The sequence below is a fragment of the Streptomyces sp. NPDC060198 genome, assembly GCF_042728415.1.
In the GTDB taxonomy this organism is placed as follows: domain Bacteria; phylum Actinomycetota; class Actinomycetes; order Streptomycetales; family Streptomycetaceae; genus Streptomyces.
Genome location: NZ_JBHWZJ010000085.1, coordinates 1 through 23,390 on the forward strand (window position 1 = coordinate 1; position 23,390 = coordinate 23,390).

The following is a 23,390-nucleotide window of genomic DNA, read 5'->3' on the forward strand; positions in this document are numbered from 1 at the left end:
CCACCGGTGAGTACCGGCGGGACGCCCCGTCCCGAGCTGCCCGCGTCTCCGACCGGAGACGACTCGTCAGCCCGCCCAGACCTCAGCCTCGTCGGCCGGGACGGCGGTGGAGAGTCCCAGCTCCTTGCGGGCGGCGACCGACTTGCTCGGGTCGATGCCCGTGAAAGCGGCGTCGTAGGCGATGTAGAAGGTGTCGACGTCTGCGGCGTTCGCGGCCTTCTTCCACGCCTCGTTCGCCTTGGTGAGCTGCGCGCGCAGCTTGACGGTCTCCGGCTGGTCGATGCCCTGGAGCGCGGCGACGTGGGTGTCGAGCGCCGCGTTCACGGCGGTGGCCTGAGCCTTGTAGCCGTCGAGGTCGTCCTCGACGGCCTCCGCCTCGGGCTGGTTCGCCCAGAGCGCCTCGTAGAGGGCGCTCGATCCCTTGAGGTAGGCGAGCTGGTCGGCGTTCATGGGCTTGCTCTTCAGCGAGCCGGTGATCTTGCCCGAGTCCTTGGTGTACGTGCAGGTGACGAGGCGGTCACCAGTCGACCAGGACTCCTTGGTCGGCTGGTAGTACGAGCCGGAGACGCCGGTCGGGACGGCCCAGGTGTCCGGGGCGAACTTCAGCTCCTCGGCCGGGCAGCGCGTGTCCGCGGCTTCGACGATCGCGTCGTCGCCGGGGTAGGTGCCGTCGCCCTCTTCGACCTTGAACTCCCCGTAGACCTGCCCGTCGTGCGCCTCGGTGCACGGCACGACCTCGATCGCGAACTCCTCGGCCATCTCGCCGTCGGGGACGGGCTTCGAGTTCGGGTTGTAGCAGTCGCCCTGCTTGAGGTCGAAAACCGACTTCTGACGAGCGGCCTTCTTTATGCCCTCCTTGGCGCTCTCGGCGACGGAGCAGCCGGACGCGCCGATGGCGAGAAGTGCGACAGCCGCGCATATACCGCGCATGGAACGGGACGTGACACCGAAAGACATAACGTGTGAATCCTCAAGCGGAAGTAAAGGGAGCGAACTGATGTGCGCATCGTAGGGCATGACTGTGACAACGCTGTGCATCCCAGGTTTACGCTCGTCGATCCCGGGTACGAGCTACCGCCCGTCAGGCGCCCGTACGCCGCCGCTTCGTGCGGATCACGACCCACACCGCGCCGATCACGATCAGCCCGCCGAGCAGTGACTTGCCCTTCCCGGTCGCGCTGCCGCCGCCCCCACTGCCCTCGTCGGCCCCGGACCCCTTTCCTCCGGCCTCCGGCGAGGCGGACCCGCCGCCCGACGCGCCCGGTTCGGGCGTGGGCTGGGCCGCGTTGGTGCCCTTCACCTCCAGCCTCCGGACCTGGCTCCCCGGGCCCTCGGCGCCGAGCATCAGCGCCGTGCCGTCCGCCGTGTACGTGACCGACTCGGCCTGCATCATGAACGGGGCACCCAGGCCGCGTTCGTCGCCGAGCTTCCCGTCGTCGAAGGTGTACGCGTCGGCGCCGAGGTAGCCGCGCAGCACCAGTCGCGTACCGTCCGGGGAGAACGCCCCGTCGGTCACCCACGGCACCTCGGCGACGCGCTTGAAGACGTTGTTCCCGCTGGTGGAGAGGTGTTCGGGGCCTTCGTAGAGACCCCCGCCGTCCTGGTTCTTGGAGGCGATCCAGACCCGCCCCGTCTTCGGGTGGACCATCAGTGCCTCCGCGTCCCGGGCCCCGTCCGCGTACGTCACGTCGAACTGGGTCGCGCGCACCGTGACGTCCTTCAGCACCTTCGGCTCGGGGAGCCGGTAGATCCAGACGTGGTCCCAGGTGCCGTTGAGGTTGTCGCCGATGTCGCCGACGTAGAGGTTGCCGTCCGGGCCGAGGGAGATCGCCTCGACATCGCGGGGCTCGCCGACGCCGGTCATGGTGACGGTGGCGACGGTCTCGCCGGTGCGGGAGTCGACGGCGTAGAGGTAGGGGCCGTCCTCGCTGTCGTTGTGGGTCCAGTAGACGCCGGGGTGTATGCGGCTCGCGGCGAGGCCGCTGGACTCGGTGATCCTCGGGTCCTTGATGGTGAAGGTCTGGTCGGCGCCTGTGTCCGCCAGCGCCGGGACGGTCCCCGCGAGCAGCAGCAGGGCGGCGGTACCGAGGGCGGTGAGAGAGGCACGCATGGCGCAAGTGTCCATCATCACGGTGCGGCCCGAAGGCGGGATCGGGGATGATGACGCCATGCGTTCCCTGTCTGCCGCCGCCGTCTCCACGCCCTGCGGTGGTGCGGCATGACCGTTCGCGCGGACGCCCCGCGCTTCCTGTTCGTCGGCGACTCGATGACCGTGGGCCGGGCGGGCGACTTCACCTGGCGCCACCGGATGTGGCAGCACCTCGAAGCGACCCTCGGTGAGGGCGGTTACGCCATCGTCGGCCCGCGCACCGGCCTGTACGACCCCGAGGCGGACGCCCCGGTCTCCACCGCGTACGCCGACCCCTCGTTCCCCGCACCGGCCCGGCGCCACCTGGCCGGCTGGGGCGAGGGCTGGCTTCACATGGCGCCGGTGATCGAGGAGGCGGTGACCAGGTCCGGTGCGGACGTGCTGCTCGTCTCGCTCGGCCTGATCGACCTCGGCTTCTACACCGACAGCGACCAGACGGCGGTGAACGCACGCGCCTTCATCTCCGCCGCCCGCGCCGCGAACCCGCGCGTCAGGCTCGTGCTCCTGCCGGTCATCCCGAACGTCCGGGCCGAGTCCGACGCGCCCTTCGCCGACTCCTGCGCGCGCTTCAACGCGCTGCTCGCCGAGGCCGTCGCGGACCTGGACACCCCGGCGTCCCCGCTCCTGCTGGCCGCGCACCCGTCCGGCTACGACATCCACACCGATACGTACGACGGCACGCACCCGGGCCCGAGCGGCGAGCACAAGCTGGCCGCCACCTTTGCGGAAACGATGCACCGGGCATGGTCGCTGGGCGGCCCGTACGCGCCCGAGCTGGTGCCGGAGCTCGCCCTCTGAAGCCGGGCACGCATATTTCCTTCACCCTGCCTGCGGAACATGGACATGCCACTGATAATCTGCGGCCTCCCGCCTGCCGGTGACACGTCCCGGCAGGCGGGACCTGTATTCCCGTACGTCCCGTACGTGACGAAGAGGTGTCCATTGAAGGCAATGCGCAAGTCCGGCACAGTCGTTGCGGTCGCGGGCACGCTCGCGCTCTCCGCACTCGCCGTCGCCCCGGCCGCCCAGGCGGCGTCCACCGGCATCACGGTGACCAACGTCGTGGTCAACGGTGGCAAGCCGATCGTGGTGGGCACCTCCGACACCAAGGAACCGGCCGTCAGCTTCCGCGTCACGGTGCCCGCCGGTTACTCGGTCGACGACTTCCAGTACACCGCAGAACCGATTCTCTACCACGGCTCCACCCCGGCCAAGGCCGTCGCGGCCGGTGACGTCCTCATCATGGGCGCCTACCAGTGCAACAAGGTGAGCCCCCGGATCGCCGACTGCAAGGGCAACTTCTGGATCAAGCCCAAGCAGCTCAACTCCAGTGCGGACGCGGGCACATGGAAGATCGGCACCTTCGCGCAGCTCTTCCGCACCAACGGAAGCCTCCTCGCGGAGGAGTACAAGACCGGGACGGGCACCGCCGCCGTACGCCGCTGGGCGAACCTCACCGCGAACGCGGGCCCGGAACCGGTCGTCAAGGGCAAGACGCTCACGGTCACCGGCACGCTCACCCGCGCCGACTGGGCGACGCACAAGTACGTCGGGTACGGCAGCCAGACCGCCTCGCTCCAGTTCCGCAAGGCGACCAGCTCGACGTACTCCACGGTGAAGACGGTCAAGGCGAGCTCGACCGGCGCCCTGAAGACGACCGTGACCGCCTCGGTGGACGGCTACTGGCGCTGGACCTTCGGTGGTACGCCCACCACGGGCACCGCCACGGCCACCGGTGACTACGTCGACGTGCGCTGAGCCGGACCCTGCCCGGACCGGGCGGATGGGCCCGAAACGACTTCGGCCGGGGCGTGGGGCGCCTCCCACGTCTCGGCCGACGCCATCAACAGGCGTGCCAGAATCGGCCGTTCAGCCCGAGCGCTGCGTCCCCAGCATCGACAGCGCCAGCTCCCACAGCTCACGGGAGACCTCTTCGGGCCGGGCCCGCCGGGACCGCCGGGTGTGGTGGGCCATCAGTTCGTGGACCGTACCGACCATGACGAGGACGTCCGCCTTGTGGTCGCCCTCTTCCGCTTCGCCCCGCATGACCGCGCGCTGGGTCTCGCCGGTCAGCCAGTGCGCCCACACGTCACGCCACCGCTTGCAGTGCGCGTCCACCGCGTGGCTCACGCCCAGCACTTCGACGAAGGTCACCCGGGCCTCACGGGGGTCCTCCGTCACCGCCTTCACGTAGGCATCGAAGAGGACCCTCGTGCGCTCGGCCATCGAGCACTCGTCCATGCCCTCGGCCATCATGGCGTTCTCGGCGGCGCGCAGGCCCTTGGTCGTCACCCAGTCGTGCAGGGCAATCAACAGGCCTTCCAGCGAGCCGTATTCCTCGTAAAGCATCGACACCGGCACGCCGGCTTTCTGGCAGACCTCTTCGTCGGTGGTCTGCTTGTAGCCGTACGTGCCGAACATCGCGCGTGCCGCGTCGAGTAGTTGGACGCGCTCCCGTGTGCGAATCCTGTCCACGGACTCGGTCCCCAGAGTCCCCCAGCTGTCCGTCACCGGTCCTCCTTAGGCAGAAACGCGGGAGAGGGTCAGGTCGCCTCTGCATCGAACCGCCCGAGTCATTCTGCTCGCACATCACTCTCGATGCGCGAAACGCCACACTCTGCCACCCATGCAGCTATCGAACGCGGAAGCGTTGACGTGCGAAATACCGTACGAAAGAGCACGCCCCACCCACCCTCGCCCGAGCGGTAATTCGAAGACCTGCACGGAAATTCCGCCCAACCCACTCGGACGAGTGACACCTTCCCACCGGCGCACACGGCGCGGTCGGGCGCGTCGCCCGGCGCCGCGCGCCCGCCACCGCTGCCTGTCGACTGCAACTCCCCGTGACGGGACCGGCAAACGGTCCCAGCCAGCACCAACGCCTCACACGCCGCGTACGACCCCGACCGGGCCAGTCGCCGAGCGATCCCGTCACAGCCCGAGCGCGGTGTAAGCGGCGGCCTCCTCGGCCGAGTCGGTGTCCGCGCCCGGCGCGACGGCCGCACCGACGTGGACATCGCGCCAACCGCCCTTGCCGTTCCCGGCCAGGCCCTCCTCCCCCCGGGCCCGGGCCGCCGCCTCCCGGCTGGCCGCCCATGCCGCCCAGGCTTCCGCCGACTGGCACGCACCGCACGTGGTCTGACCACCCACCGCCCGGAACACATGCTCGTCGCCCGGCCCTTGGCAGATCACCAGCGGCACCGGAGGCTCGTACGGTGCCGCGTCAGGGCGCTCGGCGTGAGGCTTCCCGTCCACACCCTGGGGACGCGACGCCGCCACGGACCCCGCACCCGACGAACCACCCGGTCGTGCCCCCGAGGCGGCAGCCGCCAACGCGTCGAAGTGGCCGCGTTCCGCCGGCATCTTGTGCTCCAGCCGGTACCGCAGGAAGCCCACCGGCGAGTACACCCCTTCCTCCGGGAGCCACGAGATCAGCGTCTGCCGCAGGTCCGCCGTCGACACACCCCGCCGCAACCACTCGGCGGCCAGGTCCACCAGCACCCGCGCCTCCCTCAGCCCGAGCGCGAGCTGCTTCGTCCCGCGCCGCAGCGACAACAGCACCCGCTCGGCCTCCACCGCCTCGAAACTCCGCTGTCCCACCGGCTCCTCCTCCGGCACGGCGACAGCCGCAGCAGCGGGCCGCCTCCGCGCCGACGCGGAAGCGGGCACCGGTACGGGGACGGGGTCCGGTACGGGCACCGGGACGGGCTCCGGTACGCGCATGGGAACGGCCGCCGGAAGAGTCACCGGAACGGGAACAGCCACGGGAACGCGTTCGGGTACGGCCGCCGGTACGGGTGCATACGCGGGCGCCTCCGCACCCGCCCCGACCGGGCCCCCAACCGACTCAGGCACGCACTCCGGAACCGTCTCCGGCGCCCACTCCGGCACCCGCCCGTCAGACTCCCGCGACTTCCGCGACTCCTCCGGCTCCCCTTCGTCCAGCCATTCAGGCGGCTCCGCCCAGAATCCCTCGCCGTCCTCAGCCGCGAATTGCGACACCTTCACGCACTCACGTGCGTGCCGCGCACGTTCATTTTTCGATTCGCGATTCGAGCGGGTAGGTAGGGAGGATGAGTGCGCCGACAGTTCTACGTGAGGTGGGTAATCGCCGACCGACGGGGGCCTTGGTTCACCGACCGCCCGACTGTGGTCACTCGGCGCGACCTGCACAAACGCATCCTCCGCACAGAGCCCGCGTTCCTCGGCCAACTCCTCTCCCCCGGGGCCCGGATACTCCCGGCAGCTCTCCCAGTACGCCTCCGCCTGCTGACGGGAACTCGGCGCGTTCGACAGGATCTGCGCCGTGGCCCACAGGCCGCCCGTACGCCGGTAGCGCCATTCGTGGAGATACCCCTCGCGCTTCAGGCACTTCTTGGCCTTCTTGTACGGCCCGTGCTCGATACCCGCGTCCTTGGCGAAATCCCAGAGCGGCCCGAGCATCCTCGGCCGTTGCACCGACGGAAGGCTCTCCATGTACAACACGATGATCTTCGCGTCACTGTTCATCCGCCGCGAGCCGACCAGCCCGCCCGAACGCCGTCCGGCGCCCGACACCGGAGAGATAGCATGCCAAAGCATCCCTGTGGACCTTTCTCGTCCATGAGTGGTGAAGGCCCTCGGGTCGGTGTGACTGCACCTCCGGGGGCCGCTCCACGCACGGGAGAGTGCACGGAACGTGATGACGCGATCACCGTACATCACGTCGTGGGCACCCTTGTCACGATTTCGGCGACAACAACCCCTGGGCGTGACGGCGGACTTCGCGCCACCCCGTACGCCACCTCACGCCACCCTCGTCACACCGGTTGTCGCGTCCCGCAGTTGCCTCAGGGGCAGCGGCTGGGCTGCCCACCGGCGCACTGTTCGTCGGCGGGCTGTTCATCGGCGCACTGTCCACCGGCGGGCTCACCGGCCGGGTACGGCACGAACCGGCTCACCTGATGCGTGGTCGGGTGCTTCAGGCGCCCGCACAGCATGGAGATCTGGAACATCGCCCCGTCGACCCCTGCCTCACGCAGGCCACGGAGGAAATCCCTCAACTCCGCCTGTTCGGTGGTCTGCAGCACGATCTCCCACCGCCCCAGCTCCGGTGCGGTGCGAGCGGCGGCCCGCCGCCCCTCGGCCTCACGCCGCCGCTTCCTCTTCGCTTGCCCTGGCATGGGTCCAGTATCACCGGCCCGTCACACACGAACGGTCGCTTTTCCGGTTCGCCGGACGCGCGCGGAGCGCGACCCGCCGGGGCGGGCGCTGAACGTACGGGTGGTGCACCGGGCGGCGGCCAGTCGTCGGGCCTCCTCCCACCCACCGGGGCCCCTGCGTCACTACCATCGGGCGCCATGAGCGAATCCGAGCACGTCTTCGACTGGCTTCAGGGCTGGTACTCCGCCCAGTGCGACGAGGACTGGGAGCACGAGTGGGGCGTGAAGATCGACTCGCTCGACAATCCCGGCTGGTCCGTTCGCATCGACCTGGAGGAGACCGACCTGGAAGGGGTCGACTTCCCTCGCCAGCACCTCAAGCGCAGCAAGCACGACTGGATCATGGCCCAGGTCTCTGACCTGGCCTTCGACATCTCGTGCGGACCTGGCAACCTCACCGAGGCACTCACCCTCTTCCGCAGGTGGGCGGTGGAGAACACTCCCGACGAGCCCGTATCCGCCTGATGCCTACGGCGACTTCAGCGCCGAGCACGTAGCCACCCATGCCCTCACTGGAGCCGTCCGTATGCCTGGTCTCTCTCACCTCTCCGCCGTCCGCGAGTCGTACGACACCGTCGCCGCCGCCTACGTCGAAAAGGTGCCCTGCCCATCGGAGTTGGACCCGCTGTCCCGAGGGATGCTGAATGTCTTCGCCGAGGTCGTACGCACGGCCGGCCTCGGCCCTGTCGCCGACCTGGGATGCGGTCCCGGCAAAGTCACGGCCTACCTCGCCGAGCACCACGTGCCGGTCTTCGGCCTGGACCTCTCACCCTCCATGGTTCGGCTGGCCCGTAGCGCCCACCCCGAGCTACGTTTCGGCGTCGGCTCGATGACCTCGCTCCCGGTCAGACGCGACGTGCTCGGCGGCATCCTCGCGTACTACTCCACCCACCACACCCCACCGGCACTGCTGCCGCTCGTCTTCGGCGAGTTCCGCCGAACCCTCGCGCCCGGCGGCTCGCTGATGCTGGCCGGCCACGTAGGGAACGGCCGGCACCTGCGTCCCAGCCACGCGTACGGCGGTCATCCGGTGTCCTACACGTCCTACCTCCTGCCGCCCGACCGGATCGCCGGACTCCTGAAACAGGCCGGGTTCGTCCTCACCGCACGTCTGGTGGAGGAACCCGGCGAAGGAGCCGAGAGGACCTTCGCCACCTTCCTCGCCCACAAGCCCGAACGGCCGGCATGAGCCGCAGCAACCGGATCTGCGAACGCCAGGGTGTTCCCGTCATGGCGCACGCACCGCGGACGTACAGAACACGGTGATGGATGGCGACCTCGCGGTGCCCTTACCGGGCGGAGGGGGTCGGCTTGCTCTGGGCCCTCCGCCGCAGCAGTGCCTTCGCCCCCACGGTCAGTCCCACGAGGGAGCAGATCACCGCCAGTCCGATGGCGATCACAACCACCGAGACCAAGGACAAGGGGACCAAGACGTCCACCAACGACGGTTCGTCACTCGTGCTGCCACTCTGAGCCATGCCCCATCGGACGTCGCGGGAGGCCGGTCCGGTTGCGGGGAGTGCCGTCCGGCGGCGGGTACGGCCGGACGGCAGCCACCGCACCGGCTCCTCCGGCACCGGGCTACTTCTTCTTCACGCCCTCGTTCCAGATGAGCTTCACGATGTTCGGCTTGACCGCCGTGGTGATGACGCCCATGGCCGTACGGACGTACCGTCGCTCCGCCACCTCCCGCAGCATGCTCGCCGCGAGGTCCGCGCGGGCGGTGAAGACACCGTCCGCGCTGGTCTCGGCGGTCCGGTACGCCGTGACGACGGGGTGGTCGAAGAGGCCCGAGGGGCGTACGAACGTCCAGTCCAGGTCCGTACCCCGGATCACCCCCTCCATCCGGCGCATGTCCTCGTGGAGCGTGCGGCCGAGCCGCCGGTTCACCAGCGGATCGAGCACATGGTTGAAGAAGTACGCGCCGCTGGGCCGCCATTGGGGATCGAGGATGTTGGAGCTGACGACGAGCAGCCGTGTGACGCCCTGGCGGGTCATGGCGTCGGTGAGGACGGTCGCGCTCGCCGAGTAGGTCGTGATGGGGTTCTTGCTGAAGCGGGTTCCGAGCACGGAGAGCACGGCGTCCGTCCCCTCGATCGCCGTCGCGACGGTTGCGGGGTCGGTGGCGTCCGCGACCGCCACGGTGAGGCCCGCCCGGGGAGCGAGGGTGCCGGGGCGGCGGGTCACGGCGACGACCTGGTGGCCGGCGGCGAGTGCCTGGTCGGTGAGGAGGCGGCCGGTCGGCCCGTTGGCGCCGAAGACGGTGATGCGCATGGTGTCGGTGGTCCTTTCGTGTGGCTGCCAGAACGCCCTTGACTCTGCCGACTGCCCACCACAGGCTCAACGTTGATGAATAACGCCTCTCTCGTCATCGCCCGCCCACCGGCTCGGCCCCGGGGCCGCCCCCGCGGCAATCCGCCCACCCGCGAGACGATCGTGACGGCGGCCCGCGCGCTCTTCCTCGAACTCGGCTACCGCCGCACCACCCTGCGCGCGGTGGCCGCCTCCGCGCACGTGGACATGGCCCTCATCGCGTACCACTTCGGTTCGAAGCGGGGCCTGTTCGCCGAGGTGATGCGGTGCCAGTGCGTGACCGGGCTCACCGTGGACGAGGTCCTCGGCGGCGACCCGGTCGCCCTCCCCGACCGGCTGATCGACGCGGTGACGGGCCTGTGGGAGGACGCCGACTTCCGTACGCTCTCCGCCCAGGGCAGCCTGGCCGCCGCCGCGATCGGCGAGTACCTGGAAATCGAGCTGCTGGCCCGGCTCGCTGAATTTCTCGGCGGCCGTGACGCCACCGCCCGTGCCACGGCCGCGGTGACGGTCCTCGGCGGCCTCATCTACACCCGTTACCTCAACCCCCTCCCCACCCCGGCCGCCCTCACCCCGGCCGAGGCCCGCGCTGTCCTCGTCCCCGCGCTGCGGGCGGCGCTGGCACCCGGGAGACGGGGACCGGTGCCCCGGTCACGGCCGTGACGTCCCGGAGCGGCACGGCCCTCAGTCGTTCCGGATGCGACGGGCCGCCGCCACGAGCTCGGCCGGCAGCCCGGGGCCGGCGCAGGCGTGATCGATCAGCAGGTCCCGGTACGACCTGTTCGCCAGGTCCGGCGCCAGCTCGATGAGCCTGCTCAGCTCGGTGTGCGCCCCGGTCAGGCGCGCCCGGTAGGCAGCCCCGGCGGCACCGAGTGTGGGTTCGGACGGCTCGTACTCCAGGCCCTGATCGATCAGCCGGACGGCGGTTTCGAAGTCACCCTGCTCGACGCGCAGATCGGCCAGGTCGAGATGGAGCGACCAGTTGGCGGGGTCCAGGGCCAGGGCGCGCTCCAGCGCCGCCTCGTTCTGGACCGGATTTCCCAACTTCCGCCACGTGCCCGCCCGTACCACCTCCGTCAGCATGACCCGTTCCACGGAGTCCGCCCGGTCGCAGAGCGCGAAGGACGCTTCGGTGAGACCGCACGCCCGCAGCAGGATCGCCATCTTGGCCAACGCGTCCGGCGAAGGACACCGGGCGGCGACCGCGACCGCGTCGATGGCCCGGAACCAGGGGCCGAACCGCTCCCGCGTGCTCTCGGTATCCAGGTCGTGGCCGTAGTCCATCGTCCGCATCGCGGCCTCGGCCAGCGCGTCGGGACTCACCGCGTCGAGGAACCGCGCATCGCCGAACCAGGGGGCTTCGCCCCATGCGATGTCGGGCTGCACCCCCGTGACCGAACCGAGCGCCTGCGCCGCGCCGTCCGCGTCGCCTTCGAGGAAGCGGACGTACGACTGCGCCAGTACCCGCCGCACGGTGTTGGCACCCTGGACGACCTCGGCCAGCTCCGCGGGCCTGTCCGTCCACAACTCCTCAAGGGTCGCGTAGGGTTCGGGCGCCCCGGGAGCGGAGGCGATGGCACCCGCCAGGTAGTGCACGGCTCCGTCCGTACTGCCCCCGCAGTGCGCCAACACCTGCGCGAGGCCAACTCCGGTTGTCACCGCTCGACTCGACATCACACGAGGGTAAGGGCTGTCCGCCGGGCCGCCCTCATGGGCCCGCTGGGCGCGAGGACGGCGGTGACGCCTCCCCTCACCGCCGGCCCACGCGGGCGACCCGTCGAGCGGTGCGTACGCCTCACTCCCCCGGCAGCGGTTCCGAGCGCGCCGCGTCCATCAACGCCCGCTGCTCAAAGTTGAGTTCCACGTCGACCGCGTCCAGGGCCTCGTCCAGCTGCGCAAGGGTGGAGACGCCGATCACCGGCAGCACGGCCGGGTCCCCGCCCAGCAGCCAGGCGTACACCACCTGGTTGGGGGTGGCTCCGGTCTCTGCCGCCACCTCGCGCAGAGCCGCCAACTGCCGGTGCGAGACGGGGTGGTCGTACGGGGCGGGCAGCGGCTTGGCCGGGTTGGAGTAGGCGCCGTCGAGCAGTGCCGTGTAGGCGAGCAGGGTCAGCTCGGGCCTGCGGCGCGCCTCGGCGAGGACCGCGTCGTCGGCGTACCGCTGGACCCCGAAGTCCGTACCGGGCAGCGGGCGGAGGTAGGTGTGGCGCTGCTGGAGCGCGAGGGCGTCGGCCAGTCCGAGTGCGGCTGCGGCCTCCTCGGTGGAGCGCAGCCGTTCGGCGGTCAGGTTGCTCACACCCGCCATGCCGACCGTCCCGCCGGCGATCAGCTCCCCGAAGGCGCGCACGGTCTCCTCCAGCGGGGTGTCCGGATCGTCCACGTGCCGGTAGAGCAGGTCCACGCGGTCGGTGCCGAGACGTTCGAGGCTGCCCTTGAGGGCGTCCCGAACGGCGGGGGCGGAGAGCCCCTCCAGGATGTCGTCCGCACGGTCCGCGCCGACCGGGCCCACCGGCCGGCCGCCGAGTTTGGTCGCGAGGACCACCTCGTCCCGGTTGCCGCGCTGGGCGAACCAGCGGCCGAGCAGGGTTTCGCTCTCGTCGCCCGTGCAGCCGTCGATCCAGAAGCAGTAATTGTCCGCCGTGTCGATGAAGTTGCCGCCGCGCTCGACGAACCGGTCGAGCAGCGCGAAGGACGTCCCTTCGTCGATCCGCGCGCCGAAGGGCATCGCCCCCAGGCAGAGCACGCTGACGTTCCGGTCGCCGATGCGGTGATGGCGCATGTGTCTCCTCGGTCGAATGCGTCGAATACGTCGAATGCTTTACGGGGAGCGCCGAAAGCGCGTGAGCGACGGTCCGCGCCCCGGTCCGTGAAGGCTCACATCCGGAGCGCGCTCCGGGTCAAGTCACGACTACCGGCATCCGTCCGCGGCGGCGGCAGAATGGCCGCCATGGAAGCAGAACAGCTGACCGCAGCCGCGTTACTCACGCCCGCCGAGACGGCCACGGAGTCGGGGTTCAGCCTGGACACCCTGCGCTATTACGACCGCATCGGCCTGCTGGGCCCGGTGGCCCGCTCGGCGAGCGGTCACCGGCGTTACTCACCCGGCGACCTGGAGTGGCTCGCGGTGCTGCGATGCCTGCGGGAGACGGGAATGACCATCGCGGGCATGCGGAGCTACACCGAACTGGCCAAGACGGGAGACGGAACCGTGCCCCAGCGGCTGGCCGCCCTGGAGGCGCACGACACGCAGGTCGAGAAACGACTGGCCGACCTCCTCCGTCAGCGTGCACACCTGAAGGAGAAGATCGCGTACTACCGGTCGGTGGTCGACACGGAGGGCACGGAGGGCACGTAAGGCCCTCCCCCGAGGAACCGGAGCTAGTGAGTCACGTAGTAGACCGCGAGCCCGCCGAACATCAGGAGAGAGACACAGGCCTGCAGCGTCCAGGGGCCCTCCGCGTCGCCATAGGCGACAGCAGGGTCGGACAGCTTCTCGCGCAGCGCATTCCTGTGCCCGAGAAACCCCGTCGGAACAGCGATCACCACGGCGCAGTACACGGGAAGTGCCGTGGCGAAACTGTCCCCGTATCGGAGGCAGTAGCCCACCACGCAGACGAAGAGCGCTACCGGCCCGGTGGCGACAAACGCCTTCAAACCCCGGGTCGGCATGGCTCGCACCATGATGACCAGCCAGAACGCCGCACTCATGATGGCGAAGAGCCACCACAGCGGTGAATCCTGCAACGGCACGTCTGCCCCCCTTTTTCAGGCCGGCCCGCGCGGCGACACCTCGCCCTTCCGACGTCGCGTTCGGACCAGCCGCACCGAGTTCATCACACCGCCACCCCCGGGGCCCTTGCCCCCCCCACCGGCTCGTTCGTCACGCACCACCGGTCGTGGGGTTCAGGGCGCGGTGGGCTCGGCTGCGGATGCCGGGGGTGGCCAGGGGGCACCGATCGCCAGGAACTGCTTCGCCGCCTCGACCGCCTCCCCCTGGAGCTCCTCGAAAGGGACACCCCAACTATCGGTCCAGTCCTCCAGGTTGGATGCGCAGGCGACGATGTCTCCCAACTCTTCGGGGTAGCCGAGGTCGTAGGCGACGTCCGCCCAGATGAGGAAGGTGCCGGCGGCGGGGTCCAGGGACCCGTCCGCGATCCGGCCGGCGATCCAACGGGCCTTCGTCCACAGTGCCGCCCGAGGGTCGGCGGGCGGACGGAAGAGCAGCCCCAGCTCCTCCAGGACCTGATCGAAGAGTGCGGGGGCTTCGGGCTCCTCGCTCCTCAGGAGGCCCGCCAGCAGGGCGAGGGAGGGGCTCTCCACCTCGGCGAGGAGTGCGTCCAGCCCTGCCTGGATGAGCCGGTCGGACCCGACGTGCCGCTCGAAAGCCCGCTCGTTCGCGATGTCGCCGAGCTGCTTGAGGGCGTCTTCGTAGGTCATCGGAGTCTTCTCTGCCGCCGTAGGGAGCCAGAAGATTCGCACATCCCGGACGTCAACGCCTCGCCTTCTCTTCGGCCGGACCGTGTCGACGGACGAACTTTCCTCCCCCGGGGCGCACACGGGAGCGGAGAATCGAGCTCCACTGGATGGCGTGAAATGCACATAAGATCACCTATGACCTGTATGACCGATCCGGGAACTCTGCGGGCTTCTCGTCCGACCCGGTGGACGCGATACGTCAAGTGGCCGTTACGCCCCGTGTGTTGTGAGTAAAGAAACCTCGCGCGCATCACGATTCGCCCGGCGGAGATTGCTCTGATCACAGGGTGGTCACTAAAGTCAGGGCTCGAACCTTCGCACGACCGACCACCCATCCGGGTGAAAGCGAAGCGCCGTCGTGACCGTGACGTGCCGGGAGCCAGGGATTCAGCTCCCCAGCGGCCCGGTGGGCGGCTCGAAGAGAAGGAGCTCGCCTCCGTGGCGTCCCACCGTCGTCCCAAATCTCCGAGCCGCGCCCGCGTGACCGTGCTCACCGCCACTGCTGCCGCCGCGGTCGCCCTGACCTCCCAGGCGGCCCACGCCGACCCCAAGCCGACCAAGAGCGAGGTCAAGGCGAAGGTCGACAAGCTCTACGACGAGGCCGAGAAGGCCAGCGAGAAGTACAACGGGGCCAAGGAGCAACAGGACAAGCTCAAGAAGGAAGTCGACGCGATCCAGGACAAGGTCGCGCGCGAGCAGGCCGAACTGAACACCCTGCGGAACGAACTCGGTTCCATCGCCACCGCGCAGTACCGCAGCGGCGGCATCGACCCCTCCGTGCAGCTCTTCTTCTCCTCGGACCCGGACGACTTCCTCGACCAGGCATCGGCACTGGACAGCCTGACGGCCAAGCAGGCCGAATCGCTGGACAAGATCCAGTCCAAGCAGCGCACTCTCGCCCAGGAGCGCAAGGAAGCGCAGGGCAAGCTCGCGGAACTCTCCGAGGTGCGCGAGGCACTGGGCAAGAGCAAGAAGGCTTCGCAGACCAAGCTCGCCGCCGCCCAGCACCTGCTGAACACCCTGACCGCGGCCGAACGCGCCTCACTCGCCGCGGACGACCTGCGCGCCAGCCGCGGCTCCGGTGCGCGGGTCGAGCTGGGCAACGAGCTTCCCGCGTCCGCCCTCGGAGGCGCCGCGCTCCAGGCCGCCAGCACGCGGATCGGGATGCCGTACTCGCATTCCGTGACCACGGGACCCAACTCGTTCGACTGCTCGGGTCTGACCCAGTGGGCGTACCACCAGGCCGGTGCCGAGATCACCCGCACCACGTACACCCAGATCAACCAGGGCACCCGCATCTCGCAGAGCGCGCTGAAGCCCGGCGACCTGGTCTTCTTCAACGGCAACTCGCACGTCGGCCTGTACGCCGGCGGCGGCAACGTGCTGCACGCCCCCTACCCGGGTGCCTACGTCCGTGTCGAGTCGATGAGCACCATCGGCAGTTTCTACGGCGCGGTGCGCATCTGATCACGCCGTAGCCCGCCCGCCCCACGCGCGCGGATTCTTCGCACACGCCCGGCACGGCCCGGGTACTCGCCGGGGGGCATCACATGCGGGGCAGAGGGTGGGGCGTCGGTGCAGTGTCCGGCTTGCTCGCGGCGGCGACGTCCAGCATCCTGATCGACCGGGCCTGGGCCACGTGCGACGTCGGCAGCTCCTCCGGGAACCCGTTCACGCTGGTCCTTCTCTTCGTCCCGCTCTGGATCGTCGGCGCCCTGTGCTGGGTCCTGCCGTACGGGCTGCTGGGGCGGCGGTTCCACGCGGCGTGGCCGATCGCGGTGGGCGTGGCCGCCACCCTCCTCCTCGTCTGGTTCGCGGCCACCTGGCTGGGGATGCCGGACGACTACCCGGCGCCGTTCTGCGTGGACAACGTGCCGGGGTGGTGGCCGGAGTGGATTCCCGCGTGAGCGCGGCTCATGCCGGTGAGAGGCCCGTGCGCGGGCACGCCTGAGCGGCGGCCGTGCGCCGAAGCACCGGCCACCGCCGAGCGGGTGGGCCGGCCCGGGAGAGGACCGGCCCGGGAGGGACGGGTCAGCGGGTGACCTCGAAGGTGGCCGCGCGGGCCACGAACTCCGTGTCGCCGTCCTTCGCCGTCGCGAGCACCGACACGTACCAGGTGCCGTCCGCCGACTCGTCGGCGTCCCTCTTCGACACGGTCGGCGCGTAGGTGCAGTGCACGGTCTCGTCGGAGGTGCTCCGGCAGGTGGCGCCGTCCACGTGCCGCAACTCCGCCGCGGTGGGATCGAGCTTCGAACTCTTCGGCCAGGCGACGTCCTTGAGCGAGCGGACACCCGAGTCGTCGCTCACGTCGGCGGAGTAGCTGAGCTTCCCCGCGCTCCGCGAGGTCGGGGCGGTGTAGAGCACCGAACTGTTCTCCACCGTCAGTTCGGTGGTGGTCGAGGCCATGGCGTAACCGCCGGCGGCGATCGCGCCGAGAGCGACGACGCCGACGGCGGACGAGACGAGAACGCGCTTGGACTTGGACATGGTGATCCCCCGGAGTCGGAGTGGAAGGTGGCCGAAGCGGTGTCCGGGAAAGCAGCGAAGACCCGTTGGCCTGCCGCTTTCTCGATGGGATCGAGCCTAGGACCGGACCGTTGCGGAGTCCTCACGCTGCGGAACGATCGCCGCGTCGGCCCACGGGCGAGGCCCCTCCACCCCTGGTAAGAGACCGGGGTCGTCCTCCAGCCCGAGGAAACCGCCCAACCGCCCTCCTAGTTTTGAGTTGTCATGAAACGAACCGACGAGCGGCTGCTCCCGCTCCTGTTGATCTGCGTCCAGGCCGCCGTGTGGCCGGGGGTGGAGCTGGTCCGCGGGAACGTCCCGCCCGGGCCCGTCCTCCTGCTCGCAGCCCTGGTCGCCGGGCTGGTGACGGCCGCTCTCTGCCTCCGCCGTGCGCGGCCGGAGGGTGCCCTCGCCCTCGTCGCCGCCACCTGCGCGCTGGGTGCCGAGCCGCTGCCGGCGGGTGCGGTGGCGGTCCTCGGGACGGCAGGGGTCGCACTGGCCCTTTACGCGGTGGCCCGCGAACGCGACACGTTCACCTGCCTGTTGGGCGTGGGGGCACTCGTCGTCTGGCAGCTCCTCTGGGACATCACGCTCAACGGGCTCAGCGACCGGACCGGGCTGGACCGCGCCCTGACCACCTCGCTGTATGCCGCCGCCTGCGCGGCGGGCCTGCTGGCGCGCCGGGCCCACCGGGCACGGCGGGCGGCCGAAGAGCGGCTGAAAGTCGCGGAGATCGAGCGCCACCGCCTACCGGCGGCCGAACGGCGCCGCATGGAAAGGGAGTTGCACGACGTCAGCGCGCATCACCTGACGGCGGTCGTCGTCACGGCGGGTGCGGCCCTCGGCCTGCGGGAGCGCCGCCCCGAAATGGTGGGCGAGGCACTGGCGTTCGCCGCCGAGACCGGCCGCGAGGTCACCCGGGCCCTGAGCGCGGTACGGGCCCCGACGCCCTCACGGGACCAACTCCCCTCCCCGCAGGAACGGCTGCGGGAGCTGGTCGCCGGGTTCTCCCGGCTGGGGCAGCGGGTGGAGTCCGAGATCGGCCCGCTGCCGGACGGGGCAGTCGCGGACGCGGTGTTCGGCATCCTCAGGGAGGCCCTGACCAACGTGACGCGGCACGCCCCCGGGGCCCCCACGACCGTACGGTGCGTCTACGGCGACACCCGCACGGAGCTGCTGGTCAGGAGCGGGCCGTCGCCCGCCGGATCGACGGCGCACGGCGCGGGTCTCGGCTCGGGACGCGGCCAGGGCTTCCTGCGGTCCCGGGCCCGCGAGGCGGGCGGTACCCTGACCAGCGGCCCGACCGACGAGGGGGGCTGGGAGGTACGCGCGACCCTGCCCGGTCGGCACGCCGCCACATCGGTGGAGCAGTCGGTCCCACGGACCTACCGCCTCGCTCAGACGGCCGCCGCCATCGGCCTCGTCGTGGAACCGCTTCTGCCGCTGCTGGTCATCCACACGGACCGGACCGCGACGGACGTCCAGCGCGTACCGGCGGGTGTGCTCTTCGCACTGCTGGCCTCGGCGCAGGCCCTCGCGCTGCTGTGGCGACACCACGCGCCCGTCGTGACCCGGGCCGTCGTCCTCGGGCTGGGCCTGCTGTGGCCGGTGGCGATGACCGCAGGCGCGCACAGCGGCCCCGTTCTCCTGCCGCCGCTGCTGAGCACGGCCGCCCTCTGCGCGGTGATCATCTCCACCACGGCGGGTGCCACCGCCGCCCGCCCCCACGAAGGCCCGCCGGACACCTCCCGGGAAGCCTCACCCGACGCCCCGCCGGACCGCTGCGGCCGGCGCACCTCCCGTCGAGCCGCCCTGCGCCTGTGGTCCGGGCCGGTCCTGGCCGTGGTGGTGCACGCCTCGGCCACCACGGCCGCCGTCCTGCACCGGGGCACCGGCATCCTGGTCTGGGCGCTCGTCGCGGGGGCGACGGCCCAGTCGGGCCTGGCTGTCGGAGCCGCGTGGTGGATCGGCGTCCTGCGCGGGCGGCGCCGCCGGGCCGCCCGCACCGACCAGGCCACCCACCTGGCGTCCTGGACCGAGGAGGCGGTACGGGACGCGTGGGCCGAACGCCGGCGGATCGCCGCCGGTCTGGAGACCACGGTGCTGGCGCGTACGGTCGACCTGGTCGCACAGGCGGAGGCCGGCGAACTCGACGCCGTCGCCGAACGCGCCCGCGAAGCCCTCACCGCGATGCGCGCCCTGCTCGACACCGCGCGTGACGGCCGGTCAGTACCCGAACTCCGTCCGCAGCCGACCCTCCAGGCCCTCGACCTCCTCGCCCACCAGCTCCGGGCCACCGGAAGGGACGTCGAGATACGCCTGACCGACCGCATGCCGGGATGGCTGCCCACCAGTGTGGACCTGGCTGCCTACCATGCGTGCGAGACAGTACTCGCGGCCGGTGGCGACGAAGCCATGGTCCTCGCTCTCGATGCGGACGAAGAGACGTTGACGCTCTCGGTGACCGGAGTTCCGGACTCCGCCCGCGCCGCCCTCGGCCGCCGGCTGACGGCCCGTACGGCGACGATCGGCGGCACCTGCACCACCGACCCGTCCGGCCCGGTGCTCGTCCGACTACCCCTGCCGCCCGCCGCACCCGCGGCCCAGACGGAGAACGCGGCACAGACGGAGAACGCGGCACGGCGGGAGAGCGCGGCACAGCGGGACGACACCGTGCGGCGGGCCGACAAGGAGGGACAACGATGAGCCTGAACGTACTGGTCGTCGACGACCAGGGCATCGTACGAGCGGGGTTCGCCGCGGTCATCGACGCCGAGGAGGACATGACGGTCGTCGGCGAGGCCGCCGACGGCATCGAAGCGGTACGCCTGGCCGCCGAACTCGCCCCCGACGTGATCCTCATGGACGTCCGCATGCCCGAACTCGACGGTATCGCGGCTACCCGGATCATCAGCGGCAGCCCGGACGCGCCGCGCATCCTCGTCCTGACCACCTTCGACCTCGACTCCTACGTCTTCGACGCGCTGCGAGCCGGAGCCTCCGGCTTCCTGCTCAAGGACGTACACCCGGACGAACTCCTCCAGGGAATCCGGGTGGTGGCCGCAAGGGAAAGCGTCCTCGCCCCCTCCGCCACCCGAAGACTCATCAACCACTACGCGTCCGTGCCGGGCTCCGGGCTCCCCGGCGGCAGCACCCCCCGCGAGCTGAGCCACCTGACCGCCCGCGAAATCGACGTCTTCACCCTGATCGCGGCCGGGCTCACCAACACGGAGATCGGCGAGCAACTCGGCATCACCGTGGGCACCGTGAAATCCCATGTCAACGCGCTGCTCCGCAAGCTCGAACTCCGAGACCGGGTCCAGGCGACGATCCTCGCCTACGACCTCGGACTCGCCCACCCGAACCCGCCCCACACCTCCGCCTGAACCTGGCCACCCCCTTCTTCGGCCGTCGCCCGTATCCGCTTCCCGTACCTCCGCCGATCAGCCGCACCGCGGCCGTCACCACCCAGGAGTCCACCCCCATGGCCGGTCCAGGCCGATCCATCCTCCGCTTCGTGCGCCGGACCCTCGGCACCCTCGCCGCCCGCGCCTACCTGGTGGGCTTCGTCCTTCTGCTCGGGTGGGCGGTCGTCATGTCCGGCGACGGGTCCATGGCGGGGGTCATCCCGCTGGTCGCCACCATCCCCGGCAGCCTCGTCCTGCTGCTCACGCTGCCCGACAACGACGCGGCCTTCCTCCTCTCCATGGTCTTCGGAGCGCTGCTCAACGCCCTGCTCATCGGCTGGATCGCCGCCGCGCTGCGCCGGAACCGCCCGGACCCCGCGGCCTGATCCCGGGCCTCCTCTCCACCACCCCCCAGGGGCCGCTGCGCGGTGCCGCCGTCCGACGTGCCCCACGTCCAGCCGTTCCGACCCGTTCATCCCCTCTTGTGCAAGGACATCGCCGATGCACTCCCGCCAACTCACCAGAATCCGCCGAGGCGCCGCGGCCACCGCCGCTCTCGCCGCCGCCGCGGCCTCGCTGCTGTTCACCGGCAGCGCTCCGGCCGGAGCCGCGAGCCCCTCCGCCCGGAGTTCCGTCAGTCGCTACGTCGCCCTCGGCGACTCGTACGCCGCCGGTGAGGGCCTGAGCCCGGTGGTGGACACCGCGTGCGGACGCACCTCGGGCAGCTACCCGACCTGGACGGCCCAGACGGTCAAGCCGGCCGTGTTCAAGGACGCCACCTGCTCCGGCGCCACCACACGCTCGCTGTGGAACTGGGAGGGCACGGCCGCTCCCCAGGTCAACGCCCTCAGCAAGGACACCGATCTGGTGACCGTCACACTCGGCGGCAACGACCTCGGCTTCACCGATGTGCTCACCGCCTGCGTCCTCGCCGGGCTCACCACCAAGGAAGGCTCTCCCTGCCGCGACACGGAGGCCGCCGCCGTGGACGCGGCCTTCGCCAAGCTCAGCCCGCGGCTGAGCAGCATGCTCACCGACATCAGGAAGCGCAGCCCCCAAGCCCGCGTCATCGTGGTCGGTTACCCGAATCTCTTCCCCGCCGACGGATCGGTCTGCGGCACCTCCGCATCCCTGGCCAAAGGCGACGTCACCTGGCTCAACCAGACCACGTACCGGCTGAACTTCATGCTGGAACTCTCGGCCCGGCTCCAGCAGGCCGAGTTCGTCAGCACGACCGACCTCTTCCAAGGCCACGACATGTGCGAGCCTGCTGCCGAGCGCTGGATCAACCCACTGCTGCCGGTGAACTCCGGTTCCGCCCACCCCAACACCTTCGGGCAACGGGTCATGGCCCGGGAGGTTCTCATCCGGATCAGCAACTGACCCTGCTGGTAGACGAATTCACTCTGCAATGATCCGCCCTGAGCTCCATCTCCTGACGTAAGGGGAATGACATGTCCATCGATGACTACACCGGCGGCCCGGCAAAGGGCTCGGACGTCCTGGTCGTGACCACCAACGACGTACCGGGCCACGAGGTGACACAGGTGATCGGCGAGGTGTTCGGTCTGACCGTGCGCTCCCGCAACATCGGCTCCCAGTTGGGCGCCGGCCTGAAGTCCGTGATCGGCGGCGAGCTGAAGGGTCTGACCAAGACCCTGGTGCAGACCCGGAACGAGGCCATGGCGCGCCTCGTCGAGGCGGCCCGCGCCGCCGGCGCGAACGCCGTGCTCGCGATGCGCTTCGACGTCACGACGGCCGCGGACATCGGCACCGAGGTCTGCGCCTACGGAACGGCCGTGGTCATAGCACCGAAGGCCTGACGACTGCCGACAGCCTCTGGCGGGGCACGGTGACCGCGTATCTCGGCGACGCGGTCACCGTGCCCCGTCGTCCGTCGCGGGCGGCCCGCGGGCCAACGACGGCACCCGCCCTCAGCCCGAACTCGACTGATCCAAAAGGCGAGTTCAAGCGAAGCGCTTCACCTCCCACCCGCGAAACAAACCCTGTCCTCCGTCTTGTCACCCTCTCCCGGCCACCCCTACAGTCCCCAACTGATGGGAGCGCTCCCACGGCTGCCCCACCACCTTCCCCCACTGCCCGAAGGGACATGATGCGACACCGTGCACGCACCCTCCTGACAGCTCTGACGCTGATGCTGGGTACGACCACCGCGCTGCTCACCGCGGCCCCCACCCAGGCGGCGACACAGGCGACCGGCCAGATCTGCGAGCAGTACGGCTCCACCACCGTCCAGGGCCGCTACACGGTCCAGAACAACCGCTGGGGCACCAGCGCCACCCAGTGCATCAACGTCACCGACAGCGGGTTCACCGTCACCCAGGCGGACGGGTCGGTCGCCACCAACGGTGCCCCGAAGTCCTACCCGTCGATCTTCCTCGGCTGTCACTACACCAACTGCTCGCCGGGGACGAACCTGCCGAAGCGGATCGACACCATCGCCGCCGTGCCGACGTCGTTGACCTACGGGTACGTCAACAACGCGACCTACGACGCGGCGTTCGACATCTGGCTGGACCCCCAGCCGAAGACCGACGGCGTCAACAAGACGGAGATCATGATCTGGTTCAACCGGGTCGGCTCCATCCAGCCCATCGGATCACCCACCAGCAGCGCCACCATCGGCGGCAAGACCTGGGAGATCTGGACCGGGAACAACGGCGGCAACGACGTGATCTCCTTCGTCGCCCCGTCCGCGATCACCAGCTGGTCGTTCGACGTCAAGGACTTCATCGACCGTACGGTCAGCCAGGGCATGGCGTCCTCCAACTGGTACCTGACCAGCGTGCAGGCGGGCTTCGAACCGTGGGTGGGCGGGGCGGGCCTCTCGCTCTCCTCCTTCTCGTCCTCCGTGACCGACGGCCAGGACACCAACGGCAACGGCACCGGCGGCACGACGACACCGCCCGGCGGCGGCACGACGACCCCGCCGACCGGAACGGCCGCCTGCCAGGTCGAGTACACGCCCAACGTGTGGCCGGGCGGGTTCACCACCAACGTCACCGTCAAGAACACCGGCACCACGGCGGTCAACGGCTGGAACCTGGCCTTCACGCTCCCCTCCGGCCAGCAGGTGTCCCAGGCCTGGAACGCGACGGTCAGCCCCACCAGCGGCGCGGTGACCGCGCACAACACCACGTCCAACGCTGTCATCAGCCCCGGAGGCACCCAGAACTTCGGCTTCCAGGGCACCTGGACCGGAACCTACGCGGAACCCTCCGCCTTCACCCTCGGCGGCAGCGCCTGCACGGTCGTCTGACCGCGCCCGCACCGCGGTGACACCCGTGGTGGCCCCGCCGGTAACGCTCACACCCGGCG

General features: G+C 70.4%; 26 protein-coding genes. 15 read left to right on the forward strand and 11 right to left on the reverse strand.

Going from position 1 to position 23,390, the window contains the following annotated elements:
* Nucleotides 1-66: 66 nt before the first annotated feature.
* The gene (locus ACFWEP_RS13685; protein WP_387369672.1) at nt 67-957 is read right to left on the reverse strand and encodes a septum formation family protein; all 891 of its coding nucleotides are present in this window, start codon (nt 955-957) and stop codon (nt 67-69) included.
* Between the two features lie 124 nt (nt 958-1,081).
* A complete protein-coding gene (locus ACFWEP_RS13690; protein WP_387369674.1) occupies nt 1,082-2,110 on the reverse strand; it encodes a WD40 repeat domain-containing protein in 1,029 nt (342 codons plus the stop codon).
* Nucleotides 2,111-2,218: 108 nt separating this feature from the next.
* Here ACFWEP_RS13690 and ACFWEP_RS13695 point away from each other — a divergent pair, with 108 nt between their 5' ends.
* Both ACFWEP_RS13695 and ACFWEP_RS13700 read left to right on the forward strand, forming a co-directional pair.
* Nucleotides 2,219-2,947, forward strand: a complete 729-nt coding sequence (locus ACFWEP_RS13695) for a GDSL-type esterase/lipase family protein (RefSeq protein ID WP_387369676.1) — start codon at nt 2,219-2,221, stop codon at nt 2,945-2,947.
* A gap of 153 nt (nt 2,948-3,100) precedes the next feature.
* A complete protein-coding gene (locus ACFWEP_RS13700; RefSeq protein WP_387369678.1) occupies nt 3,101-3,907 on the forward strand; it encodes a hypothetical protein in 807 nt (268 codons plus the stop codon).
* 111 nt (nt 3,908-4,018) lie between these two features.
* Here ACFWEP_RS13700 and ACFWEP_RS13705 read toward each other — a convergent pair whose 3' ends face one another.
* The 3 genes from ACFWEP_RS13705 to ACFWEP_RS13715 form a co-directional block, all read right to left on the reverse strand.
* Complete coding sequence (locus tag ACFWEP_RS13705) at nt 4,019-4,660, reverse strand: TetR/AcrR family transcriptional regulator (RefSeq protein ID WP_328721121.1); 642 nt, start codon at nt 4,658-4,660, stop codon at nt 4,019-4,021.
* Between the two features lie 420 nt (nt 4,661-5,080).
* The gene (locus ACFWEP_RS13710; RefSeq protein ID WP_387369681.1) at nt 5,081-5,749 is read right to left on the reverse strand and encodes a hypothetical protein; all 669 of its coding nucleotides are present in this window, start codon (nt 5,747-5,749) and stop codon (nt 5,081-5,083) included.
* A 1,229-nt stretch (nt 5,750-6,978) separates the two neighbouring features.
* Nucleotides 6,979-7,311: a hypothetical protein gene (locus tag ACFWEP_RS13715; RefSeq protein ID WP_387369683.1), complete on the reverse strand. Its 333-nt coding sequence runs from the start codon at nt 7,309-7,311 to the stop codon at nt 6,979-6,981.
* Nucleotides 7,312-7,488: 177 nt separating this feature from the next.
* Here ACFWEP_RS13715 and ACFWEP_RS13720 point away from each other — a divergent pair, with 177 nt between their 5' ends.
* The 3 genes from ACFWEP_RS13720 (at nt 7,489) to ACFWEP_RS13730 (ending at nt 8,823) form a co-directional block, all read left to right on the forward strand.
* Nucleotides 7,489-7,815, forward strand: coding sequence for an immunity 53 family protein (locus ACFWEP_RS13720; RefSeq protein ID WP_387369685.1), 327 nt, complete (start codon nt 7,489-7,491; stop codon nt 7,813-7,815).
* 61 nt (nt 7,816-7,876) lie between these two features.
* Complete coding sequence (locus ACFWEP_RS13725) at nt 7,877-8,539, forward strand: class I SAM-dependent methyltransferase (RefSeq protein WP_387369687.1); 663 nt, start codon at nt 7,877-7,879, stop codon at nt 8,537-8,539.
* Between the two features lie 122 nt (nt 8,540-8,661).
* Nucleotides 8,662-8,823: a hypothetical protein gene (locus ACFWEP_RS13730; protein WP_387369689.1), complete on the forward strand. Its 162-nt coding sequence runs from the start codon at nt 8,662-8,664 to the stop codon at nt 8,821-8,823.
* A gap of 108 nt (nt 8,824-8,931) precedes the next feature.
* Here the strand turns inward: ACFWEP_RS13730 and ACFWEP_RS13735 are convergent, their stop codons facing one another.
* Nucleotides 8,932-9,624 carry an NAD(P)-dependent oxidoreductase gene (locus ACFWEP_RS13735; RefSeq protein WP_387369691.1) on the reverse strand — a complete coding sequence of 231 codons (693 nt, stop codon included), beginning with the start codon at nt 9,622-9,624 and terminating at the stop codon, nt 8,932-8,934.
* Between the two features lie 75 nt (nt 9,625-9,699).
* Here ACFWEP_RS13735 and ACFWEP_RS13740 point away from each other — a divergent pair, with 75 nt between their 5' ends.
* On the forward strand, nt 9,700-10,326 hold the full coding sequence (locus tag ACFWEP_RS13740) for a TetR family transcriptional regulator (RefSeq protein WP_387369693.1): 627 nt from the start codon (nt 9,700-9,702) through the stop codon (nt 10,324-10,326).
* A 21-nt stretch (nt 10,327-10,347) separates the two neighbouring features.
* Here the strand turns inward: ACFWEP_RS13740 and ACFWEP_RS13745 are convergent, their stop codons facing one another.
* Nucleotides 10,348-11,322, reverse strand: a complete 975-nt coding sequence (locus ACFWEP_RS13745; protein ID WP_387369695.1) for a tetratricopeptide repeat protein — start codon at nt 11,320-11,322, stop codon at nt 10,348-10,350.
* Between the two features lie 136 nt (nt 11,323-11,458).
* Complete coding sequence (locus ACFWEP_RS13750; RefSeq protein WP_387369697.1) at nt 11,459-12,442, reverse strand: aldo/keto reductase; 984 nt, start codon at nt 12,440-12,442, stop codon at nt 11,459-11,461.
* Between the two features lie 168 nt (nt 12,443-12,610).
* On the opposite strand from ACFWEP_RS13750, the gene ACFWEP_RS13755 reads away from it, so the two are divergent.
* A complete protein-coding gene (locus tag ACFWEP_RS13755; protein ID WP_387369699.1) occupies nt 12,611-13,018 on the forward strand; it encodes a MerR family transcriptional regulator in 408 nt (135 codons plus the stop codon).
* A 23-nt stretch (nt 13,019-13,041) separates the two neighbouring features.
* Here ACFWEP_RS13755 and ACFWEP_RS13760 read toward each other — a convergent pair whose 3' ends face one another.
* Nucleotides 13,042-13,413 (reverse strand): hypothetical protein, encoded by a 372-nt coding sequence (locus ACFWEP_RS13760; RefSeq protein ID WP_387369701.1) that lies wholly within the window; start codon nt 13,411-13,413, stop codon nt 13,042-13,044.
* A 153-nt stretch (nt 13,414-13,566) separates the two neighbouring features.
* On the reverse strand, nt 13,567-14,100 hold the full coding sequence (locus tag ACFWEP_RS13765; protein ID WP_387369703.1) for a hypothetical protein: 534 nt from the start codon (nt 14,098-14,100) through the stop codon (nt 13,567-13,569).
* A 477-nt stretch (nt 14,101-14,577) separates the two neighbouring features.
* Here ACFWEP_RS13765 and ACFWEP_RS13770 point away from each other — a divergent pair, with 477 nt between their 5' ends.
* Together ACFWEP_RS13770 and ACFWEP_RS13775 are read left to right on the forward strand one after the other, a co-directional pair.
* A complete protein-coding gene (locus ACFWEP_RS13770) occupies nt 14,578-15,606 on the forward strand; it encodes an NlpC/P60 family protein (RefSeq protein WP_387369705.1) in 1,029 nt (342 codons plus the stop codon).
* Between the two features lie 113 nt (nt 15,607-15,719).
* Nucleotides 15,720-16,046 carry a hypothetical protein gene (locus ACFWEP_RS13775; RefSeq protein ID WP_387369707.1) on the forward strand — a complete coding sequence of 109 codons (327 nt, stop codon included), beginning with the start codon at nt 15,720-15,722 and terminating at the stop codon, nt 16,044-16,046.
* Nucleotides 16,047-16,170: 124 nt separating this feature from the next.
* Here ACFWEP_RS13775 and ACFWEP_RS13780 read toward each other — a convergent pair whose 3' ends face one another.
* On the reverse strand, nt 16,171-16,626 hold the full coding sequence (locus ACFWEP_RS13780) for a DUF5707 domain-containing protein (protein WP_387369709.1): 456 nt from the start codon (nt 16,624-16,626) through the stop codon (nt 16,171-16,173).
* A gap of 243 nt (nt 16,627-16,869) precedes the next feature.
* On the opposite strand from ACFWEP_RS13780, the gene ACFWEP_RS13785 reads away from it, so the two are divergent.
* The 6 genes from ACFWEP_RS13785 to ACFWEP_RS13810 all read left to right on the forward strand — a co-directional run bounded on the left by ACFWEP_RS13785 (nt 16,870) and on the right by ACFWEP_RS13810 (nt 23,331).
* The gene (locus ACFWEP_RS13785) at nt 16,870-19,350 is read left to right on the forward strand and encodes a histidine kinase (RefSeq protein WP_387369711.1); all 2,481 of its coding nucleotides are present in this window, start codon (nt 16,870-16,872) and stop codon (nt 19,348-19,350) included.
* Nucleotides 19,347-20,030, forward strand: coding sequence for a response regulator (locus ACFWEP_RS13790; protein ID WP_387369713.1), 684 nt, complete (start codon nt 19,347-19,349; stop codon nt 20,028-20,030). The genes ACFWEP_RS13785 and ACFWEP_RS13790 overlap by 4 nt, the downstream gene beginning before the upstream one ends.
* A gap of 131 nt (nt 20,031-20,161) precedes the next feature.
* Complete coding sequence (locus ACFWEP_RS13795) at nt 20,162-20,437, forward strand: SCO4225 family membrane protein (RefSeq protein ID WP_387369715.1); 276 nt, start codon at nt 20,162-20,164, stop codon at nt 20,435-20,437.
* Nucleotides 20,438-20,552: 115 nt separating this feature from the next.
* The gene (locus ACFWEP_RS13800) at nt 20,553-21,434 is read left to right on the forward strand and encodes an SGNH/GDSL hydrolase family protein (RefSeq protein WP_387369717.1); all 882 of its coding nucleotides are present in this window, start codon (nt 20,553-20,555) and stop codon (nt 21,432-21,434) included.
* A 71-nt stretch (nt 21,435-21,505) separates the two neighbouring features.
* On the forward strand, nt 21,506-21,874 hold the full coding sequence (locus tag ACFWEP_RS13805) for a YbjQ family protein (protein ID WP_387369720.1): 369 nt from the start codon (nt 21,506-21,508) through the stop codon (nt 21,872-21,874).
* Between the two features lie 290 nt (nt 21,875-22,164).
* The gene (locus ACFWEP_RS13810) at nt 22,165-23,331 is read left to right on the forward strand and encodes a cellulose binding domain-containing protein (RefSeq protein ID WP_387369722.1); all 1,167 of its coding nucleotides are present in this window, start codon (nt 22,165-22,167) and stop codon (nt 23,329-23,331) included.
* Nucleotides 23,332-23,390: the final 59 nt, after the last annotated feature.